Raw genomic sequence first — 3,911 nt, 5'->3', positions numbered from 1 at the left:
GGATCGATCGGCAAATACGCCGCCCCCGACTTCAGCACACCCAAGATCGCCACAATCGCCTCGGCCGAACGGCCGAAGAGCAGGGCCACCGCCTCACCCGGGCCCGCACCCCGGCCAATCAACAAGTGGGCCAACCGGTTCGACGCCTCATCCAACTCCCGATACGTCACCGAACGACCCTCAAACGTCACCGCCGCCGCCTCAGGCCGGCAAGCCACCTGCCCGGCGAACAACACCGGAATCGACGCCGGCCCCCACACCTCGGTCAGCACCTCGTCGTTGCCGAGGGCACGCAGCCGGGCATGTTCGGCCTCGTCGAGGACATCGACGTCCGAGAGCGACCGCGTTGCGTCGGTCGTCAACGAGACCAACACGCGTTGTAACCGGTCGATCAGGGTCGCGACGGAGCCGGCGTCGAACACATCGGTGCGGAACTCCACCGCCCCGCCGATGCCGGCGGGTTGTCCGTCGTCGGTCCAGCGCTCGGCCAACGAAAACACCAGATCCATGCGCGCCGTGTGCATGTCGAGCGGCAGCGAAGTCGCACGGAGATCGCCCAGGACCAGTTCGGCGGGCCCGTCGTTCTGCCAGGTCAACATGACCTGGACCAGCGGATGGTGGGTGAGGCTGCGGGTGGGGTTGAGCCGTTCCACGAGCGCCTCGAACGGCACGTCCTGGTGTTCGTACGCCGCGAGGCTGCGCTGCCGCACCTGCGCCAACACCTCTGCGAGAGTGGGGTTTCCGGCCAGGTCGACGCGGAGCACCAAGGTGTTGACGAAAAAGCCCACCAGTTCTTCCAGCGCCTGGTCTCGCCGCCCGGCGATCGGAAAGCCCACCGCCACATCGGAGGTCGCGCCGACTTTCGCCAGCAGCACCGCCAGGGCAGCCTGCAGCACCATGAAGCTGGTCGCGTTGTGCTCACGAGCGACCTCGCGCACGCGCTGCTGCAGCTCCGGCGGCCACTTCACGGCCACGCGGGCGCCGCGATGGTCGGCCACCGGCGGGTAGGGCCGGTCGGTGGGCAGCGCGAGGCGCTCGGGCAGTTCGGCCAGGGCCTCTTGCCAGTAGCGCAGCTGCCCGGCGATCGGGCTGCCAGGGTCGTCCAGTGCACCCAGGTTGGCCTGCTGCCACAGCGTGTAATCGACATACTGCACGCTCAGCGGCGCCCACGCGGGCGCCTCGCCCGCGCACCGGTGGGAATAGGCCACCCCGAGATCGCGCACCAGCGGGGTCAGCGACGATCCGTCGGCGGCGATGTGGTGGACGACCGCCACCAAGACGTGCCGGTCCGGTGCGACTCGGAAAAGCCAGGCGCGCATGGGAATTTCGGCGGCCAGATCGAAGGTGTGGCGGGCAGCGGTCTCGATGGCCTCGTCGAGGCGGCCCGCCGACCACTCGGCGGCGTCCACCACCCGCCAGCCGAAGTCGGCGCGAACGGCGGGGACGACCACCTGCCGGGGTGTTCCCTGCGGTGCGGCGAACACCGTGCGCAGGCTTTCGTGCCGGGTCACGACGTCACCCAGCGCCGCCCCGAGCGCCTCGACGTCCAGGGCCCCGTCCAGCTGTATCGCCGCGGCCAGGTTGTACACCGGCGACGGTCCCTGCAACTGATCGGTGAACCACAGGCGGGATTGGGCGAACGACAACGGCACCACCGCCGGCCGCGCACCGGCCACGATCCGGGCGGGCCGGCCCTCGCCCGCACCGAGACGCTGAGCCAACTCCCGGATCGTGGGCGCCTCGAACAGCGTTCGCACTTGCAGGTGGGCGCCCAGGCCGGTGGTGACCGCCGCGACCAAACGCATGGCCGACAACGAATCCCCGCCGAGGTCGAAGAAGGACTCCTCGACCCCGACGCGCTGCAGCCCCAGGACGCGGGCGTAGATGCCGGCGAGGATTTCCTCCACCGGTGTGGCCGGGGGCCGGTATTCGCCGCTTTCCTGGTAGTCGGGTGCGGGCAGGGCGCGGATGTCGAGTTTGCCGTTGATGGTCAGGGGCAGTTCGTCGAGTGCGACGACCGCGGCGGGGAGCATGTAGCTGGGGAGCAGGTCGGCGAGCCGGGTGCGGATCTCGGCCGGGTCGGCGGTGCCGGTGAGGTAGGCGATGATTCGCTTGTCGCCGGGACGGTCCTCGCGAGCGACCACGGCCGCCTGCTCGACGCCATCCAAACCGGTTAGCGCCGTGCGGATTTCGCCGAGCTCGATGCGGTAGCCGCGGATCTTGACCTGCTCGTCGGCCCTACCCAGGTACTGCAGCTGCCCGTCGGCGCCCCAGCGCACCAAGTCCCCGGTGCGATACATCCGTTGTCCGGGCTCTCCGAACGGGCACGCCACGAACCGCGATGCGGTCAGTCCGGCCCGGCCCACATACCCGTACGCCACGCCATGACCGGCCACGTACAACTCGCCCATCACGCCGCCGGGCACCGGGTTGAGCCAGCCGTCCAGCACGAAGAAGCCCAGGTGCGCCAGCGGCACACCGATGGGGCTGACGCCGGTGGCGACGTCGCCGTCGCCGATCTTCCGGAACGAGGCGTGCACCGTGGTCTCCGTGATGCCATACATGTTGATCAGCCGCGACACCCCCGGCCGATGGTGCAGCCATCCGCCGAGCCGCTGCGGTTCCAGCGCCTCGCCACCGAACACCACGGTCCGCAGCTTCAGCCGTCCGCCCAGCGCGGGCGAGAGCGCGTAGAACGCCGACGGTGTCTGGCTGAGCACGCTGACCTGTTCGCGAATCAGCGTGGCGTGCAGCTCTTCTGGCGAGCGGACCACCGCGTCGGGCACGATCACCAGCCGGGCTCCGCGCAGCAGCGACCCGAAGATCTCCCAGACCGAGAAGTCGAAGGCCAGCGAGTGGCATTGCGACCACACCCGCCCCAGCGCCAGTTCACGGTTCACCGACTCCAGCAGCTGGGTGACGTTGCGGTGCGGCACGGCGACACCCTTGGGGACCCCGGTGGTGCCGGAGGTGTAGATGACGTAGGCGATGTCCTCCGGCGACGGCGCCGGGAGCCCGTCGCCGGGCTGCGCCTCGGCGGCGGGGTCGTCGATATCGACGACGGCGAGGTCGAACCCGTCGAGCCGGGCCCGCAACTCGGGGGTGACGATCGCGGCGATCGGCGCGGCGTCGGTGAGCATGAATTCGATGCGTGCCGCCGGCAGGGCCGGGTCGATGGGCAGGTAGGCCGCCCCGGCCTTGAGCACCGCCAGGATCGCCACCACGGCCTGAGCCGACCGCTCGGCCAACACCGCCACACACTCCCCCGGCCCGGCACCATACTCAACAAGCAAGCGCCCCAACCGAGTCGACCACTCATCAACCTCCCGATACGTCCACGACCGCTCCCCCTCGGTGATCGCCACCGCCTCCGGCGCACGCCCCACCTGCGCGCCGAACAACCCCGGAATCGAGAACCCCGTCGACACCGGAGCGCTCAGCGCCCCCCGATTGCCCAACTCGTCCAGCCGCGCACGCTCGGACTCCTCCAGCACATCGATCGACGACAACCGCCGCCCCGGATCCGCCACCATGGCCACCAACACCCGATACACCTGCGCGACCACCGCCTCCACCCGAGCGGTGTTGAACACATCGGTACGAAACTCCACCGCCCCACCAATCCCGGCGGGCCGACCATCCTCACCCCAACGCTCAGCCAACGAAAACACCAAATCCATTCGCGCGACATGGGTGTCCACCGGCACCGGGGTGACCTCGACGTCGCCCAGCGCCAGTCCCGCGGCGGGCCCGCTGTGTTGCCAGGGCAGGTTCTGCCAGGCGAGGACGACTTGGATCAGGGGGTGGTGGCTGAGGCTGCGGGTGGGGTGTAGCCGCTCGACGAGGAGTTCGAAGGGTACGTCTTGGTGTTCATAGGCGGCCAGGCTGCGTTGTTGCACCTGTGCCACGAG

The 3,911-nt window shown here is 69.7% G+C and carries 1 protein-coding gene; it reads right to left on the bottom strand.

Features of this window, described 5'->3' with window-relative positions; genetic code table 11:
• Positions 1-3,911, bottom strand: a 3,911-nt coding sequence (locus tag A5713_RS27045) for a non-ribosomal peptide synthetase (RefSeq protein ID WP_156752058.1), incomplete at both ends; no start/stop codon positions are given.

Source organism: Mycobacterium sp. E2497, assembly GCF_001668695.1.
GTDB lineage: Bacteria > Actinomycetota > Actinomycetes > Mycobacteriales > Mycobacteriaceae > Mycobacterium.
The sequence above is the reverse complement of the archived record's forward strand: the minus strand, read 5'-3'. Positions and strand labels throughout refer to the sequence as shown.